Source organism: Flavilitoribacter nigricans DSM 23189 = NBRC 102662 (assembly GCF_002646595.1).
GTDB classification, from domain to species: domain Bacteria; phylum Bacteroidota; class Bacteroidia; order Chitinophagales; family Saprospiraceae; genus Flavilitoribacter; species Flavilitoribacter nigricans.
In genome coordinates this window covers 61,985-77,689 of sequence record NZ_PDUD01000002.1, presented here as the reverse complement: position 1 = coordinate 77,689, position 15,705 = coordinate 61,985, and the positions used below count along the sequence as shown (strand labels likewise).

At 53.7% G+C, this 15,705-nt stretch carries 10 protein-coding genes; 3 read left to right on the top strand and 7 right to left on the bottom strand.

Annotated elements, in window-relative coordinates; translation table 11 throughout:
- Positions 1-93 precede the first annotated feature (93 nt).
- From CRP01_RS02135 to araD1, 3 genes are all read right to left on the bottom strand, one after another.
- Positions 94-867, bottom strand: coding sequence for a hypothetical protein (locus CRP01_RS02135; protein ID WP_099148346.1), 774 nt, complete (start codon positions 865-867; stop codon positions 94-96).
- Between the two features lie 125 nt (positions 868-992).
- On the bottom strand, positions 993-1,472 hold the full coding sequence (locus CRP01_RS02130) for an NUDIX domain-containing protein (RefSeq protein WP_099148345.1): 480 nt from the start codon (positions 1,470-1,472) through the stop codon (positions 993-995).
- Positions 1,469-2,470 (bottom strand): AraD1 family protein, encoded by a 1,002-nt coding sequence (gene araD1 / locus CRP01_RS02125; protein WP_099148344.1) that lies wholly within the window; start codon positions 2,468-2,470, stop codon positions 1,469-1,471. The genes CRP01_RS02130 and araD1 overlap by 4 nt, the downstream gene beginning before the upstream one ends.
- 816 nt (positions 2,471-3,286) lie before the next feature.
- Between araD1 and CRP01_RS02120 the strand changes: the two genes are divergently transcribed.
- From CRP01_RS02120 to CRP01_RS02110, 3 genes are all read left to right on the top strand, one after another.
- Entirely contained in the window at positions 3,287-4,315 is a 1,029-nt protein-coding gene (locus tag CRP01_RS02120; RefSeq protein ID WP_143473233.1) for a hypothetical protein, read from the top strand.
- A gap of 206 nt (positions 4,316-4,521) precedes the next feature.
- The gene (locus CRP01_RS02115; protein WP_170110186.1) at positions 4,522-7,113 is read left to right on the top strand and encodes a TonB-dependent receptor; all 2,592 of its coding nucleotides are present in this window, start codon (positions 4,522-4,524) and stop codon (positions 7,111-7,113) included.
- Positions 7,114-7,461: 348 nt separating this feature from the next.
- Positions 7,462-7,959 carry a thioredoxin family protein gene (locus CRP01_RS02110; protein ID WP_099148341.1) on the top strand — a complete coding sequence of 166 codons (498 nt, stop codon included), beginning with the start codon at positions 7,462-7,464 and terminating at the stop codon, positions 7,957-7,959.
- Between the two features lie 10 nt (positions 7,960-7,969).
- On the opposite strand, the gene CRP01_RS02105 is transcribed toward CRP01_RS02110, so the two are convergent.
- From CRP01_RS02105 to CRP01_RS02090, 4 genes are all read right to left on the bottom strand, one after another.
- Positions 7,970-8,473, bottom strand: a complete 504-nt coding sequence (locus tag CRP01_RS02105; protein ID WP_099148340.1) for a GNAT family N-acetyltransferase — start codon at positions 8,471-8,473, stop codon at positions 7,970-7,972.
- Positions 8,474-8,475: 2 nt separating this feature from the next.
- Entirely contained in the window at positions 8,476-8,907 is a 432-nt protein-coding gene (locus CRP01_RS02100) for a MarR family winged helix-turn-helix transcriptional regulator (RefSeq protein WP_099148339.1), read from the bottom strand.
- A gap of 223 nt (positions 8,908-9,130) precedes the next feature.
- Positions 9,131-11,818, bottom strand: a complete 2,688-nt coding sequence (locus CRP01_RS02095) for a T9SS type A sorting domain-containing protein (protein ID WP_099148338.1) — start codon at positions 11,816-11,818, stop codon at positions 9,131-9,133.
- Positions 11,819-12,329: 511 nt separating this feature from the next.
- A complete protein-coding gene (locus CRP01_RS02090) occupies positions 12,330-15,521 on the bottom strand; it encodes a VPS10 domain-containing protein (RefSeq protein ID WP_099148337.1) in 3,192 nt (1,063 codons plus the stop codon).
- Between the last annotated feature and the right edge of the window lie 184 nt (positions 15,522-15,705).

Genomic DNA, 15,705 nt, shown 5'->3' with positions numbered 1-15,705 from the left:
TCGCTTATGATCAGTAAGAGGGTATACGGTTTTTGGCCGGTTGGGTTCGGGGAAATACTGTAATTGGATGAAAGCGGGCCGGCAGAAAATGGCTTACGCCTCTTCCTCATTGGCGGCGGGTTTCTGCGGCTGATCCTTAAGCATGACGTCCAGGATCATGATCTTCTGCCAGATCTTCCGCGAAAGCTCGTGCGAAAGCATTTCCACCTCACTGACGTTATTCAGTACCTCATTGTTCTGAAAGTTCTGCACGTGCAGGGCCGCCAGCTTGGAGTTGATGGCCAGCAGATCGGTGCATTGGTCGAGATAGCGGATGAGGTCTTCCGGCGTTTTGAAGCGCGGATCGCTGTTGGCCTCCAGCTGCAGTACGTTGTTTGGGTCTTTGGTAAGCTGGTGCATGTCGATGACGTGGGCAAAACTGCGCAGCCGGTGCAGGGAATCGATCGCGGCCCGCCGTTTGAGCCGGTTTTCCAGGGTGGCGAAAAAGATGATCCCGACCGTAAGAAAGATCAGTTCATTGGTAACGCTTTCGATTGCCTGCAGGGTTTCCATGAGGCCGTCCTGACCTGTGGGCGAAATGGTGAGGGCCATGTAAAAGACCCAGACCGTCACCGCAATGAGGCCGGTAATGCCGATGAGCGTCAGTACCCGCAGGGCCCAGATGGGGCGCCGCAATTTGTCGGCCAGCTGGACGATGGAGTGCCCGACTTCCTGCAATTCAGCCGCCACTTTACCCAGACCGGAACCCGGAAAGTGCAGGTTGAGCCGTTCTTCCACACTCTTCAGCGTATGGAGAATATGGACCGCATCGAGCTCGCTGTAACTGCCCTGGGGGAATTTTACGGGGAAAAATTGTCGGTTGATCATCAGCCACGTTTTGGTTAGGGAGGAAGGGGCAGTCTATGCTGACCAAATCAATTCGCGCCAAGTATAGTAAAAATAGTGCTCAAATGAAAAGGCCGGAGGGCCAAAGATAGGGGAGGGGACCGGAATTAACGCAGCCGGATGCGGCCCGTTGCCCGGTAGTAGATCAGACTTTCGAAAGTAGCCCATTCCTGGGGAGGGAGGCGGTCCATATCGTCGACGGGAAAAAAGCGGATATCGCTCACCTCGTCGCTGTCGCTGTAGAACTTACCTTCCCAGCTGTTGGAGTAAAATTCCACCGTGAAATACTGGACCTGATCGCCATTGGGGTAGCGGACGCTTTCCCGCTCGGGGCGACTGCTGATCCCAATCACTTCCAGATGCAGCAGTTCCAGACCGGTCTCCTCGCGTACTTCCCGGCGAATACAGCCCTCAATATCTTCGTTCTCTTCGAGGCTACCGGCGGGCAGACCCCAGGCTCCGTTATCCGTCCGGCGAATCATGAGGATATCGCCTTCATCGTTTTCCATGATGATGCGGGCCCCGGGGTGGATGACCTTGCGGGTACCGATAAGCGTGCGGAGATTTTGGAGGTAACTGCTCATCATAAATTTTGGATATCGATCATTTTTTCCGGCTTCTCGGCGGCCAGCAGCGGATTGAGCAGGGGGCGTCCCATGCCTTTCCAGCTTACTTCCATCACATCGCCGTCCGTCAGTACCAGGCCGCTGCCGAAGCTGAAGGCGCCGGTACCGAAATAGTGAATGTGTACCTGTCCGGGTACGCGGTGGTTGGGGTATTTGAAGTGGTGGTATTCCAGATTGGCCAGGCTGTGGGCCATGTGGGCCTCGCCGGATTTGATGTCCGTGGACCAGATCTCGGAATCGGCGCGGTAAACAGCCACGCGACCGCTGAGATCGGAAAAATCTGAGGTCACGACCAGTTCGGGACCAATGGAACAGGTCCGCAGTTTCGACGGGGCCAGGTAGAGATAGTTCTTGCGCTCCATGAGGTGATCCGAATACTCGTTGCCGGTAGTGAAACCGATCCGGTATACGGTTCCCGCATCGCTGATGATGTACAGGCCGGCGATCTCCGGTTCCTCTCCGCCGTCATTGGCGTAAGCGGGCAGGTCGAGTGGTTCGCCGTGTGCGCGCAGTCCGCTGCCGTTGCCCTTGTAGAACCATTCCGGCTGTACCCCGATCTCACCGGCGGGAGGTTTGCCGCCGGCTTCACCCCACTGGTACATTTTCATGCTGTCGGTCAGATTACCCTGAGCGACGGCCTGGTGCATGCGTTCGCGGTTCTCGGCGCTGGCTTTGTGGGTCAGTCCGGTACCGGAAATCAGGCAGTGCATCGGATCGGTGGGATGGTCGAGCGGCGGCAGTAGTTTCCAGTCGCTTTCGCCCCGGTAGATGGGATCGTAATCCAGCTTGTTCTCACCGCGGTATTTGGTGGCCAGGGCTTCCAGGGTGGTTTGCCCGCTGATTGCACGATTGGCCATACCAAACACCGATTGAAAGTAGTGAAGAACGATCAATTCATCGCCATCCACAAGGGCTACCTTACGCCCGTGGGATGGGTGTTTGATTTGTACCAGGTGCATGTTGTTAAGTGTTTAATTCATACTAATTCACGTCTAAATAAGGGAATAATTTCATTTTTTCAGCATAATCCGGCCCATTATTTTCCGAGAAGAGCGCCACCGGGTGTTAAACTTTAAAAAATAAAATCATAAATACGAAACCTTCCCCGCCGGGCAGCGTAATACTTCTCAAAACTGTATAAGTTTTTTTCGCCATACACTACTATGAACTTCCTTAGACGATAATGAAACCTAACTGACATCGTCAAATAGCTTCAACACTACAGCGTAATCAAACCATTATTTTTACAATCCAACAATCAGACTGGCTAGTCCTGATCATTGACCGGTAAGTCAATTAATGTTCGGGTCCGGCACGTTTTGGCATCGTTTGGACTGATGATACTATGGAAGACATCATCAGAAGGGAAAACTATACTCACATAACATTGATTTGGGAACTCCAAACCGATATGAGTGCAGTATACATTGACCGAAACGGTTTTGGAAGATCCTAAACCACTTTGCGTCGAGTATACCTCTTCTGTTAAAGCTTCACAGTGATCGCTCCTGCGTTTGCACCTTCTCTCTTTACTCATCCAAAAAAGATCTTGTTGAGATCCCGGACGTTTGTGCGACCGGTGGTCCTAACACTGTATTCACCGAACCCAAAAAAAAGGTTGAATTACCATTTGGATTCCTGCCGTCCGGCAGGTCATGGGATTCTTTTATCATTAATTACACAATCAAATAACGATGTTAAGTATTAAGACGAAACTTGTTTTGGTATTAGTAGCAGTAATTACTTTCGGAACGGATGTGATCGGGCAAAGCAGAATGGCGAACGCAAATTTTGAAGCCCTGCCACTGGTTTTTTCCTGGGAAGACAGTGGCGTCCGTATTACTTCCAAAACCGCGAACAACCTCGGCGGCAACCTACTGGAAATGACCCCGTCCCAGTATCTCGACCAGATCGGCAATGATCTCGTCCGCGTAACCATGAATTCCGGGAATACGCCCGTGATCATTGATCTGACGGAATACTACCAGTACAAACGGGAAGGATCCACGGCGGAAGCGATGAACCAGATGATCAACCCCAGTCCGAAGATCAATCTGTTCATGCCCAAGCTGACCCTGGCCGACTACAACGAGCCGAACAGCTTCATTCTCGAATTGCGCAATTTTTCCAAAAGCGTCAATGACGCCCGGCAGGTATTTCTGTTCCGCGGACTGGATGTATTCTACGTCAGCACGGACAACTGCGCCGTACTCTCTTCCGAGCAGAACCGCATTATTGTGGATGTAGAGAAATGTGATGTCAAACACATCGTCCTGAAGGGAGGCCTGCTGGATCTGACCGATGTGGAGCAAAAGATCCCCGATCTGTGCAAGAAGTATAACGACCGCTATTTCAGTCAGGGCGAAGAAGATGCCTTCGTGTGCCTGAAAGACTGCACGGATACCGGTACCGGCAATTACGAAAGACTGAAGCACGTACGGGGCCTGATCACCAAATACAACATCACGGATTACAACGACGAGCCACTTTCTTTCCTGGGTAATCTCCTGCTGACAAAGAAGGGCGTGGGCCTGAACCTGAAAACGGAAGATATGGACAAGACCAAGGTAAGCACCAAAGGTAAAAAAGCGTCCTACAACGCTTACGACAGTTACCGCTTCTTTCCCTGGTACGAATTCATCAACCTGTCTTTCGAGAAATACGTGGATGAAAGCCAGCTGCGGATCACCGATCCCTACAACAACAGCTACATCTACAACTCCAAAGTGCATTTTTCCAATGTAGAATTGATCCAGTTTTTCAACGAACTAAAAGATATGATCTCTGATCAGGTAAATTATTAGAGTGGTCCGTTAGTGGATCCCGGATCCGGCCCCCCAGCTAACACCCTAAAAAACAAATTTGCTAATTATTCCCCCCTTTGGGCGAGCGAATACACCTTACTATGAAAAATAGAATTACACCAGTTCTTTTAACGAAACTTTTGTCCCTTATTGTCCTCTTTTTATGCTGTCTCTCTACTGGTCGGGCACAAACACTGATCCGCGGTATGGTGATGGATAATATCAATAACATTCCCATAGTGGGGGCCAGTATTGAAATAACGGGTACCGAGTCTGGTACCCAGTCGGAAAAAGATGGCTCTTTTGTACTCAATATCCAGGAAAAGCTGCCGACCAAGATCGCAGTGACCTACATGGGATACGAGTTGAAGGAGATCATGATCACCGAAGCCACCGACAACCTCCTGGTATCCATGGTACCGGGCGCGCTGGTGGGGCAGGAAGTCGTAGTCTCTGCTTCCCGGAAACGGGAGAAAGCCCAGGAGGCGCCTTCCGCTATGGATGTTATTGAATTCGATGAACTCAAAGCCGACGCGGTGGTCAATCCCTTCCTTTCCCTGCGCAATAAAGTGGGACTGGATATTTCCCAGACCGGTGTCAATAACGGGCACATCACCCTGCGGGGCCGTTCGGCCGCTTTCCAGACGGAGACCTTTGTAATGGCCGATTACCGGAACCTGATCCTGCCGGGACTGGGTACGATCTCCTACGGTCAGATCCCCGTGGATCCTATCGACCTGGAAAAGATCGAGATCGTCAAAGGGCCGGGCTCAGCACTGTACGGTCCGGGCGTAGAGGCCGGCATCATCCACTTTATTTCCAAGAGTCCTTTTGATCAGCAGGGTACCTCCGTCAGTATCGGTGCGGGTACCCGCAATACACTACAGGCGTCGCTCCGCCATGCGGGCATGTCGGCCAATGAAAAATTTGGCTATAAACTGACGACTTATTATCGCAAATCCCGCGACTGGGAGATCGACTCGACGGATGCCGTGGAGGCGGCCCACCTGGCCAGCTTTCAGCCCCGGGTGGTCAGTAGCCTGACCGGTGAAGTGATCACGGATGTGATCCCGGATTACAATGTAGAATCCGCCGGATTTACGGGTACGCTGGCTTTCCGGCCTAATAAGGAAACGACCATCACCGCGGTGGGCGGCTGGTCGATCGGCAAATCGCTGTTCCGGACGGCGCAGGGAGAAGGCTATCTGCGTATCCCCCGTCCGTTCGGTCAGTTCCGGATCCAGTCCGGCGGGTTGTTTGCGCAGGCTTTCTGGTCCTACCAGGCCGGCGGGGACGGAACGGCTTTCCTGTATCCTACCGGTTTGACCACCATCACGAAATCCCACCAGGTGGAAGGGCAGGTGCAGTACAATTTCACGCTGGAAGACGAAAAGTACAATCTGATCGTCGGATCGGATTACCGGCTGAATACCTTTGATTCCGAAGGCACCATCCACGGCCGCTGGGAAGATCAGGATGATTACACTATTGCCGGCGTCTACGGGCAGGCGGAAGTAAAGCTGAATAAGGTCATGGACCTGGTAGGGGCCGCGCGGGTCGACCGTTTTGTAGCCCTGAAGGAAACTTCCTTCTCCCCGCGATTGGGACTGGTCTACAAGATCTCCCCCAAACACACCATGCGTCTGACCTTCAACCGGGCGATCGGTACCCCGACGGCGCTGAACCTCTTTGCGGATCTGCCGCTGGCGAACCGTGGAGCCTTCCTCCTGCACCTGCTGGGCGGGGCGGACGAAGTGACTTTCGACCAGCCGAGTACCACCAGTTTTATTCCCGGAGTGGGACAGAACCGCGGCATTGGTACCGAGTTACAACCGGTCTACAACCTGGTAACCGCACAATTGGCCCAGTTGGGCGCTTTGCCGGATGACCTGATCCAGTACCTGGCATCCGTGGGCGAACAGATGGACGGCTTCTCTCCGGGAGTGCTGACCCAGGAACCGCTGACCCGCGAACGGCTGAAGTTATCCAGCTCCAATATGTACGAAATCGGTTACAAAGGATTGTTCGAGGATAAACTCGGCGTTGGGATCGATTTTTATTTTAATAATCGAAAAAACGTAGTTTCCGCACCTTTTCAGGCCAGTCCGCTGGTGGTTCAACCTACTCTTGCCAACGATCTTTCCGGCGTAGTGATGAGTAATCTCGATCCGGAAGTACTGGCGCAATATAATCTCAGTCCGGAAGCCGTGGCCGGTATTTACGGCAACGTGGCCCAGGCAATTGCTTTTAATTCCGACACGGGGCAGCCCAACGTACTGGGGCTGATCCGCGCGGATCAGACACCCACCAATTCTCCATTGCCGACGGTCGATCTGGCTTATTACAACATCCGGGAGATCAGTTATTTTGGTCTGGATGTAGCGCTGAAGTACTACTTTACCGGCGACTTCTCCGTCTACGGGAACCTGTCGTGGCTGAGTCAGTCCTATTTCGAGGACGTACCGGTCGGCGGTGGTGACGGCAGTCCCACGACGGACTTTTCGTTGAACGTACCCGATACCAAGGTGAAGTTCGGAGTGGAATTGTATCCGGAATACGGCCTGAACGGTTTCGCCATGCTGCGCTATCAGAATGCCTGGAACAGCGTCAACGGAGTGCCCTGGACCGGGCCGGTCGATGCGTTCTTAGTTACGGATCTGGGCCTGGGCTACACCTTTGATAACAACTTGAGTATCAACGGTACCATCACCAATCTGTTGCAGGAAGAATACCGGGCCTTCTACGGGGCGCCCAAGATCGGACGTCAGTTTATTGCCAAAATGTATTATCAATTTTAACGGTACGGAGGACTGAAGCCTGCGGGCTTGTCGGTTACCGACCTATCCACACTAATCATACGTTTTCTCCACGGCGATGCATCGTTTTTCCTGATCGGAAAAGCGGTGTATTGCTTTTTGGACCAGGATGCGGTGTTTTTCCGCACCCTTAACATGCCTCTAACATTCCGATATCGTTTTCTTTAAATATAAGATCGTATTTTTACCCGGTCAAAGGTCCCGGAGCGGACAGCCGTAAACCTATTTTCCGGGCATCCAATAACGCCTCCCTAATAAACGTTGACCTTAATACAGTTTTCAAGAGCTGGATCTGAACTCCATTAAATTTATCAATTCGAAACTATACTCATGAAAAACAGCATCCTATTTTTGGCATTTTTACTGCTATCATCGGTCGGCCTCTCCGCCCAGAAAGAATACAAAGCCACCCACGAAGGCTGGCTGGTCAATATCGACGATGCTTATGCCCTGTCCAAAAAGACGGGCAAACCCATCCTGGCTAACTTTACCGGTAGCGACTGGTGCGGCTGGTGCAAAAGATTAAGTGCTGCTGTCTTCAACAAGCCGGATTTCAAATCTTGGGCGGAAGATAATGTGGTATTGCTGGAACTGGATTTCCCCAGAAGAAAGCAGATCCCGGATGAGATCCGGCAACAGAACCAGTCCCTGCAGCGTGCCTTTCAGGTCCGGGGATATCCCACCGTTTGGGTGTTTAACCTAGATAAAGACGAAAGCAAAGGCGGGTTCGTTATCGAAGCCCTCGGTAAAACGGGCTATACGGCTACCTTAGAAGAATTTACCTCCGGGGTCGATCAAATGATCAGTAGGGGAGGAAAGGGCAAATAATCATTTCCGCTTACTGCAATTCGTATTTCCGTTCGATGACCTTCCGACCGAAGGTCGTCGACTCTGCTTCTTCCGTCAGCGAAAAGCCATATCTGAGGTAGAGGGCGGCCGCCTCGCGGTGTTCGTGGGCCGTCCACAGATAGGTGGAGTCGTAGCCGCACTGCCGGTAGAACGCCATATACAGATCCATCAGTTTTTTGCCGAGCCCGATACCGCGGTAGGCTTTTTCCAGATAGAAATAACGCAACTGCGCCGTGTTGTTTTCCCGGTGCTGCAGTACCAGAAACCCGATGATCCGGTCTTCGTGCTCGCAGACCCAGGTGCGGTCGCGCGCCGGATCGTAGTGCTGATAGAACTCGTGCACCGTTTTGGCGACGTAGAGTTCAAAAGGAAAGCCGTAGTTGTACTCCTCGGCGTACAACACGCCGTGCCGGTAAATGACAAAGCCGATATCACCCGGTTTGATCTCGGTCCTGATCCGGATGTCAGCAGCGGAAATCGTCGAATTCGCCATAGCTAGCTGCTTTTGTTGATCAAATTTTGGATCCCCTGCATGTGGTTGATCAGCGCCCGGATCTCCGCCATGGAGTAATGCCGGAAGATCTTCCGGATGTGCTCCGAAGAAGCCCGGTCCAATCGTTCGTATTCCGCTTTTCCCGATTCGGACAAACTGAGGTGCACCACCCGCCGATCCTGAGCAGAAACCTGCTTGCGGAGCATCGCTCCTTTTTCAAATCGCTTCAGCATACGACTCAGATAACCCTTGTCTACATCCAGTAACCGGATGAGGTCGGAAGCGGTCAGCCCCGGCTCCCGGTACAACTCGAACAGTATTCGGGCTTCCGGCAGGGAGTAGGCACTGTTGAGCACGTGCTTGTCCAGCAATCCGATAAATTTGGTGTAGAAACGATTGAAAACCCTGATCTCGTTGATTTGGGATTGATCCATGGTGCAAAATAATTGAAATGGTTGACAAAGTCAACTATTTGTCTGTGTGACTGCTTGCTAGGTGAGTGGGTGAGTGGGTGAGTGGGTGAGTGGGTGAGTGGGTGAGTGGGTGAACAAACAGGGCAGGAAAGCTTCCAATTCTCTTTCCTGCCCTGCTCAATGGAGATCAATACTGTGTTGAACCAAGGATCAACCGTCGGCCCGGGTCGGACCTGTGATCCGTTTAATCCATAACGACGATCTTAATCGTACGGAATTCCCGTTCGGTTTCCAGCCGAACAATGTAGAATCCCGCTTCCAGGTCCTGCACATTCAACTGCAACTGATGTTGGCCGGATTCCTGGCGGGTACCGGAAAGTATCGTACGGACCGTCCTGCCCTGGAGGTCCTGCACGGATAATTTAACCGGACCGGTTTCGGCCAGCTCGTACAGAATCGTGGCTTCACCCCGGCTTGGGTTGGGTACTACCGAGATGGTCTTGCCGGCGGGTAGATCCGTTTTATCCAGTGGAAAGTTGCGCCGACTGGCCGTTGCCGGCGGCGCTTCGGTTAAATTGCTGGGAGTGGGGCAGTCTTCGATCAGGGCGTGGAATTCGGCCCCACCCGTCACCTGGAAGCCCGGAGCGAGGGTGATCGAGGTACCCGCTTTGAAAATAACGACTACATCACTACCGTCTATTTCGGCATCGGACCAGAGGGTTTGCGCGCCGTGGTAAGTGCCGGGCGATACCGGACTGTCCGTTACCGTTAGGTCATCTTCCCCGCAGATGGTACTGCAGTAATTGTAGTGCACGTAGATCTCATCCGAAAGCGAAGCAAAAGAGACGAGGTCCGGGGTGCCATCCTGGTCTATGTCCGCCGGTGCGATGAAGGCGTGAAGGGTGCCCGGCCCGAACAAATGGGAGGTAAAGGTGCCACCGTCATTCTCGTACCAGCGGATGGGGCCGCTGCTGATGCTGCCCGTCACCAGATCCGGATCACCGTCCTGATCCAGGTCCGCCGATCCGATCTCGTACGGACCGTTAGGGGTGTCGATGGCGTGTTCGGTAAAAGCCTGGGAGCCGTTGTTCTCGTACCAGTCCATCCGGTCACCATTCCGGTCGATAGATACAACGTCGAGGTCCCCGTCCATATCTATATCTTCGGCAATTAGGTGATTACTGGGCCGGGTTGCGGAAATGGAACGCAACAGGAATGTCTGGCTGCCCTGGTTATCCATCCAGTCGATCCGGTTACTTCCGGTAGAACCCGTGAGGATATCCATATCTCCGTCCTGGTCGAGGTCGACCATCGTAAGCGTCGCGTACTGCATACTCAATACGGATATAGTCTGAGAGGTGAAGTTACCTGCACCATCATTGATCCACCAGTTAATATTGAGTCCGTTTCCTCCCACTATGTCCAGATCACCATCGCCATCCAGGTCACCAATATCAATATTCAGATAAGATACAGTGCTGGAAATAGTATGCTCCGTGTAGGGAGGGCTTCCGTCGTTTTCGAACCAGCTCAGACCCGGCAATGCCGCCGAAGAGGCGATAACATCCGGATCGCCGTCGCCGTCGATATCACCGGCTTCCAGCCAGTTGGTATTGGAGGTGCCGCCGATCAGTGCCGGGGTAGCGAAGGTGCCATTTCCCTGATTGACGGTGAGGTAGACCCCTTGGGTCGGATTGTAATTGGAAAGGATATCGATGTCGCCGTCCATATCCATATCCGCCAGGGTGCCGCGGATGGGGTTATTCGTGCCTCCGGCGTTGATGCTTATGGAGTTGAAAGCGATGCCTGTACACTGCTCGCAGGTATTCTCGAAGAAGGTCAGTCCGCCGTCCGATGGGCTGCCGGAAATAATATCCAGGTCGCCGTCACGATCCAGATCGCCGACCGCCGCCGTTAGTGCACCCGGTAAGTCCTGGGAAACAACCTGGCGATCAAAACTTAGATCTCCGGCATGGCTGTACCAAAAGAGCACCTCAGCGGTCGGGCTGGCTCCAAGGACATCGTAGGTGCCGTCGCCGTTTACGTCCGCTACCGAAACCCAGGCGACGCCCTCGGAACTATTGTCGACCCCTTCGGGACTGAAGTTATTGCTGCCGTCATTTTTGAACAGGATGATCTCCTCATCCGTCGGAATGCAGGCTACGAAATCCGGAGAACCGTCCCGGTTAAGATCGGCTACCTGGAAGGAGGTAACCCCCTGAATGCCACTGGCCAGATCTTCGCCGCTAAACGAAAGACTGCCGTCATTCCAGAAAACGACCACTAGGCCATCGTCGGGCGAGGCGGCCATCAGGTCGACATCACCGTCCTGGTCCAGGTCCAGCGCATCGACCGCACTGGCTCCGGGCACGCTGCTCGATACCGGTACAGCGGTGAAGGTCGGACTACTATTGAGCACATAGCCTACGGTTTTCTGGGAGGGGCTGGCGTAGCCGATATCCCAGTCGCCATCCCGATCGATATCGGCTACATCGATAGAGGCGATGCCAATGATAGTGACCAGGAAGCGGTCCACGAAGGCCAGTGCTTCGCCGAGATTCTCAATGAAATATAGATCGCCATTGCCCGCACAGGCCGCAACAATGTCCGGATCACCGTCCTGATCAAAATCTACGATCGAGATATCCGATACACCGGACATGCTGGTAGAGATGTCGTGCTCGGTAAAGGTTTGCGTACCATCATTTTCCAGCCAGATGACCTTGTTGTCAGAACCGGAGGCCACCACGATGTCCCGGTATCCGTCCATATCCAGATCAACGATCTCGGCGTCGGTCAGATTTTTGACGTTTTTGGAGATTATCTCGGGAGGAAATCCGGGATCGGTACAGAGTTGTGCCTGGAGTAACGGTCCGAAAAGGAAGAAAAAAAATAATAAAAATGTGGGTTTTAGGTGTGTGAATGTTCTCATGCTTTCAGGATTAATAAAATCGTTAGGAACTGTAGGTCTGGTAATACGGGGGTGCCACCAATCGGCTATACCAGACCGGGAATGATCTTTTCGGAGCAAAAATATTCTGGGAGTAGCAGTTATTTTTCACCCATTTGGGTGATTTGTTTTTGGAAGTTCCGGATAAAGCGGCGGGGAGTGAGTAAGCAACTAGTGAGGGACATTAATAGTTAAAAATCGAAAACCAGAAATGACTGAATTTCACCGCGGAGGCACAAAGACGCTAAGCTTGTTAGTGGATTTGCCGTCGTCAAATTCACTAACCTTTGCGTACTTAACCGTTAATGTCGCAAAAGATTGAAAAATTTGCTGAAGCAAATTTTCTCGAAAGAAGTCATTGTAAAACTTCGCGGCCTTCGCGGTGAAGACAAGCTTTATTAATTTTCACTCTTCGGTACTACTTGCTTCCGCACTCCCCGTCTGTTGTTCAACCGGTAGGAAAATGAGCGGTATTGAGAAAGATCGAAATCCGTTAACGGGTGCCGAATTGTTGCAAGGTAAGGATCACCGAAGTGCCGGCATCGTTCAGCTGTTTGGCCATGGGCGTAAGTTCTTCCTGCACGAAGCGATTGTATTCAGCCGCTAGGGAAGCATACTCCTGCTCCGCGATCCGGTAATCCTCCCGCTGGGTCTCCGTGGGGGCGGAACTCGTCCGGTTCGCGGAAGTAGCGTTCCACAGCCGGGACGTGATGGCGGGAGGGATCAACTCCATCTTTTCGGTCATCAGCTCATTGCCTTCCAGACTAAGGCGGAACTGGTGTAGTCTTTTTTCCAGGGTGATCAGTTTTTCGTAAGTTTCCCCGTGCAGTTGGGGCGATCCCAACGCAGCGGAAATAGCCCTGCTGATCTCTTCCGACACGGAAGACAGAATCCGTTGTGACCGGCGAACTTCACTCCGCAAAGCCGTAGCCTGCTGGAGAAAGGCCGTGCGGTCGGCCAGATCACTCGCGGGGATAGTGGCATTTTCCAGCAATTTGACCTCGAAAGATTGGGAGATATCCGTATCCCGCCAAACGCCGTTCACGACCGTTGCGATCCGGGCGGTGTAGGTCCCGGCAGTCACCTTGATGCCGTTATGATCCTCCAGGTCCCAGTGGACGCGGTGGATGCCTTTGGCCAGCGGACCGGTCACCGTGTTGATCTTGTTACCGGCGGCATCGAAAATGGAGATCACTGTCCTGGGCGATTGCTCCATGCGTTCGTCGGCCAGGTCCTCCCAGTCCGGATAATACACCGGATCGCCGGCTTTGACTTTGGCCGCTTCTGCTTCGCGGCGCTGTTGTTTCAGCGTTTTGGTGCCCTCCCTGAGGTAATAGGTGATCTGGGCCCCGAAACGTGGATTGGAGGAACTCATTGCGGTAGCGCCCAGGGATCCGCCACCACCGCTGCCTTCTACGTACTGCAGGGCTTCCCGGACCGGGAACAGGTAGACCTCCCGGTCGAGCATTTCCTGCGTGATCTCCCGCAAAGGCGAATAGTCATCCAAAATGTAAAATCCTCGTCCAAAGGAAGCGGCCACCAGGTCATCCTCCCGCTGCTGGATCTCCAGATCACGAATGGCGATGGTGGGGATGCCGCGGGAAAATTTGGTCCACTGACGCCCTCCGTTCAGGCTGAAGTACAGGCCGTATTCCGCTCCGAGGAAGAGTAGTTCGGGCCGGACATGATCCTGGTAGACAGACCAGAGGTATTCCCCTTCCGGCAGATCTCCCGCAATAGAACTCCAGCTGCGGCCGGCATCATCGCTGCGGTAGATATAGGGGCGGTAATCACCGAATTTATGGTTGTTAAAGACCGCGAATACCGTATTGGGATCGGTCCGGGAAGCGTGCAGGTCGGCCACATAGGTATGCTCCGGTACGCTCCGGATGGGGCCGAGCCGCTCCCAGTTGGTCCCTCCGTCCCGGGTGACGCTGATCTGCCCGTCATCCGTGCCGGCGTAGATCAGACCTTCGGTCAGGGGGCTTTCGTCCAGGGCCACAATGGTGCCCATCGGAGAGGTCCAGACATTTTTGAAAACCGCGTCTACGCCCCAGACCCGATCCATCACTTCCAGGCGGTTGCGGTCCCGGTTGAGGCTGAGATCATCGCTCACGGCCGTCCAGGAATGGCCCCGGTTGTCACTCCGGAAAACGCGCTCGGCGGCGAAATACAAACGGCTGCCGCTGTGGGGACTGATCAGGAGTGGTGCATTCCAGTGCCACCGCAGGGGCGCTTCTCCTGCCCCCGGTTGGGGTTTGATGGAAATGCGCTCCTGGCTTTTCCGGTCGTAACGCACCAGATTACCGTACTGGGACTGGCTGTAGACAATATTGGGATCATCCGGATCGACCCGGGTCTGGAAACCATCGCCGCCCGTGGTCACGAACCAGTCACTGTTCCCGACGCCTCCCCGGCTGATGCTTTGGGAGGGGCCACCCAGGGTGGCATTATCCTGTGTGCCACCGTACACATTGTAGAACGGATAAGCATTGTCGATCCCTACCCGGTAGAACTGGGTGAGGGGCAGATTGTCAAAAAAGCGCCAGCTTTGGGTACCGTCCCAGGTTTCGTAGATGCCGCCGTCATTGCCGATCAGGATGTGGTCCGGATGATCGGGATCGAAGACGATATCGTGGTGATCGACGTGCATATCCCGGTTGTTCATGTTCCTGAAGGTCCGGCCGCCGTCCTCGGTGACGCCGATAAGGGTATTGACGCTGTATACCTTATCGAACTGGTGCGGATCGGGATACAGCTCCATATAGTACTGGGCATCGATGACCATGTAATCGCTCATCTTGGTCCAGTTCTCGCCCAGATTGGCCGAGCGGTAAAATCCTTTGGTATCGTCCGTACCGGCGATCAGTGCGTAGACCACATCCGGCTGTTGCGGAGATATGGCCAGCCCGATCCGGCCGAGATCGCCGCCGGGCAGTCCATTTTTCAATTTTTCCCAGTTTTGCCCCGCATCGGTGGTTTTCCAGATGCCGCCGTCGGGTCCACCGGCCACCAGCACACCCGGATGCCGACGCCGCTGGTAGGAGGAGACCAACAGGATATCCGGATTGCGGGGGTCGAAAATGATCTCGGAAATACCGGTATTTTCACTGATGTGCAGGATGCGCTCCCAGGTGCTGCCGCCATCGGTCGTTTTGTACAATCCGCGTTCGCCGCCCGGCATCCACACGCTGCCCTGCGCCGCCACGTACACTACCTCCGAATTGCGGGGATCGACCACGATCGTGCCGATGTGCTCGGAAGTTTTGAGCCCCATATTGGTCCAGGTACTGCCGCCGTCCACACTTTTGTATATGCCGTCGCCCTTGCTGACCGAACGCTGCGCATTGTTCTCACCGGTGCCGAGCCAGACGATGTTGGAATTATTCGGGTCGATCTTGACTACCCCGGTGGAGTAGGAGCCGTAGTTGTCGAATACGGGATCCCAGGTCACTCCGGCATTTTTGGTGCGCCAGACATTGCCCGAGGCGACCGCCGCGAACCAGATCGCCCGGTTGTTGGGATCGACTTCCAGGTCGGCGATCCGGCCGCCGGTCTGGTAGGGCGTCAGATTTCGCAGTGTGAATCCCCGGGCGAGAGAAGAAGGGATCTCGGTGGGCTGTGCCCAAAGGGTTTGCGAAAACAGGAATAGCAGGCAGATAGATAGTAAGATCGTTCTGGTCATGATTCGGCTTGGATCGTTTGAAAATAATGGATTGAGGGGTTACAATGGAACAATGCTCCATTTTGGAAAGGATGGGTTAAAATAATGGAATTTCGGAGGATGTCCAAGGAATTGGTCTGGACTTACCGCGTTCTCCCGGGAAAGAGTAGGAGGGGAGAAGGGAAGGCTCTGGTGGTCACCGGGG

Coding starts and splice junctions, on each gene's coding strand:
- CRP01_RS02090 (WP_099148337.1), bottom strand. CDS start 15,521: ATGACCAGAACGATCTTACTATCTATCTGCCTGCTATTCCTGTTTTCG.
- CRP01_RS02100 (WP_099148339.1), bottom strand. CDS start 8,907: ATGGATCAATCCCAAATCAACGAGATCAGGGTTTTCAATCGTTTCTAC.
- CRP01_RS02115 (WP_170110186.1), top strand. CDS start 4,522: ATGGTGATGGATAATATCAATAACATTCCCATAGTGGGGGCCAGTATT.
- CRP01_RS02130 (WP_099148345.1), bottom strand. CDS start 1,472: ATGATGAGCAGTTACCTCCAAAATCTCCGCACGCTTATCGGTACCCGC.
- CRP01_RS02135 (WP_099148346.1), bottom strand. CDS start 867: ATGATCAACCGACAATTTTTCCCCGTAAAATTCCCCCAGGGCAGTTAC.
- CRP01_RS02105 (WP_099148340.1), bottom strand. CDS start 8,473: ATGGCGAATTCGACGATTTCCGCTGCTGACATCCGGATCAGGACCGAG.
- CRP01_RS02120 (WP_143473233.1), top strand. CDS start 3,287: ATGGCGAACGCAAATTTTGAAGCCCTGCCACTGGTTTTTTCCTGGGAA.
- CRP01_RS02095 (WP_099148338.1), bottom strand. CDS start 11,818: ATGAGAACATTCACACACCTAAAACCCACATTTTTATTATTTTTTTTC.
- CRP01_RS02110 (WP_099148341.1), top strand. CDS start 7,462: ATGAAAAACAGCATCCTATTTTTGGCATTTTTACTGCTATCATCGGTC.
- araD1 (WP_099148344.1), bottom strand. CDS start 2,470: ATGCACCTGGTACAAATCAAACACCCATCCCACGGGCGTAAGGTAGCC.